Raw genomic sequence first — 2,002 nt, forward strand, 5'->3', positions numbered from 1 at the left:
ATCCAGTGACAGGCATGCATCAGATTTTTGGTACCAGCTTACCGAACCGTCTTTTTGTAGCAGCTCCGCAAACCAAATTTCATGAGGAGTGGAACCGAGAAGATATTGCCGAGTTAGAGCAAGCTATTCAGCAAAATCATGAAAACCTTGCTGCACTGATTATTGAGCCGATTGTCCAAGGGGCAGGAGGCATGCGCTTTTATCACCCTGAATATTTACGTCAGGCTAAAGCGCTTTGTGAAAAATATCATCTGTTGTTAATTTTTGATGAAATTGCCACTGGTTTTGGCCGTACAGGTAAGCTCTTTGCTTGGGAACATGCTCAAGTCGAGCCGGATATTATGTGCCTAGGTAAAGGGTTAACAGGCGGTTATATGACTTTGTCTGCGACCTTAACGACAAAGTATGTAGCAGAAACCATTAGTCGCGGTGAGGCTGGGGTATTTATGCACGGCCCAACTTTTATGGCCAATCCACTCGCTTGTGCCGTTGCTTTAAAAAGTACGCAATTATTAATTGAGCAAGATTGGCAGGCCAATATTAAGCGAATTGAGCAACAGCTTAGCCAATATTTAATGCCTTTAAATCAGCTTGATTATGTTGCTGATGTACGAGTGCTCGGTGCAATTGGTGTGGTAGAACTCACCTTTAATGTCGATATGAAAACTTTACAGCAACAATTTGTAGAGCGTGGAATCTGGATTCGTCCTTTTGGAAAATTAGTTTATGTCATGCCGCCTTATGTCATCACTCAACAAGAGTTAAGTGACTTGCTCGAACAGTTGGTTGAAGTAGTTAAAACGATGCAGGGGGCACATTAAGATGTCATTGCTCGATCATTTTGCTACAGAGTTAGATGAGTTAAAACGACAAGGTAATTTCAGACAATTTACCCAAAATGTGCAGCATGGCCGTTTTATTACAATTCAAAATAAAACGATGCTCAATTTAGCTTCAAATGACTATCTTGGGTTGGCAGCTGATATTGATCTTCGCCAAGAATTTTTAGATTGCTATCCATTAGAACGTAGCTATTTTAGTTCTTCATCTTCACGTTTATTAACGGGCAATTTTGATGAATATGAACAGTTGGAAAATAGCCTAAGCCAAGCATTTGGTGGTCGGGCGGCTCTATTATTTAATAGTGGCTACCATATGAATATTGGTATTTTGCCCGCTGTTGCTGATAGTAAAACTTTAATTCTGGCAGATAAGTTAGTTCATGCCAGTATGATTGATGGGATCCGTTTGTCTGGTGCCCAGTATGTGCGGTATCGACATAATGATTTACAGCATTTAGAGCAACTTCTACAAAAGTATCATGATGATGACCAGATTGAACGAATCATTGTGGTCACGGAAAGTATTTTTAGTATGGATGGCGATGAAACAGATTTAACCGCTTTAGTCCAGCTTAAAAAACGCTTTGCTAAAACCATGTTATATGTCGATGAAGCGCATTCAATTGGCGTACGTGGACAGCAGGGTTTAGGGTGTGCCGAACAATATAATGTAATTCAGGAAATTGATTTTCTAGTTGGTACCTTGGGTAAAGCGCTAGCAGCAGTCGGTGGTTATATTATTTGCCATCCAATTATTAAAGATTATCTCATTAATAAAATGCGCCCGCTTATTTTTAGTACTGCTCAACCTCCGATTGTTATGGCTTGGGCAAATTTTATTTTTCAAAAAGTATTAAACGCTCAATCTCAACGTGAACATTTAAAAAATATTAGCCAATATCTTCAACAAGCAGTGGTGCAAAAGGGGTATATGAGTCCATCGACCAGCCATATTATTCCAGTGATTGTGGGAGAAAGTCAGGCTGCTATCGATAAGGCGAAACAGGTTCAGGAAAGCGGTTTTTATGCCATGCCTGTACGTCCACCAACAGTACCTAAAAATAGTTCGCGTTTGCGCATTTCCTTAACATCAATGGTTGAGCAACATGAACTTGAAGCCTTGGTGAGTTTCCTGTGAGTTTGAATAAAAATTTGGTTGC

At 40.1% G+C, this 2,002-nt stretch carries 2 protein-coding genes; both read left to right on the forward strand.

Features of this window, described 5'->3' with window-relative positions; genetic code table 11:
* The coding region (locus VXQ92_RS16190; RefSeq protein WP_416682523.1) for an aminotransferase class III-fold pyridoxal phosphate-dependent enzyme at positions 1-821 on the forward strand (821 nt) is incomplete at its 5' end.
* Between the two features lies 1 nt (position 822).
* Positions 823-1,980, forward strand: coding sequence for an 8-amino-7-oxononanoate synthase (locus tag VXQ92_RS16195; protein WP_031977266.1), 1,158 nt, complete (start codon positions 823-825; stop codon positions 1,978-1,980).
* Positions 1,981-2,002 lie beyond the last annotated feature (22 nt).

Source organism: Acinetobacter sp. 228 (assembly GCF_048147885.1).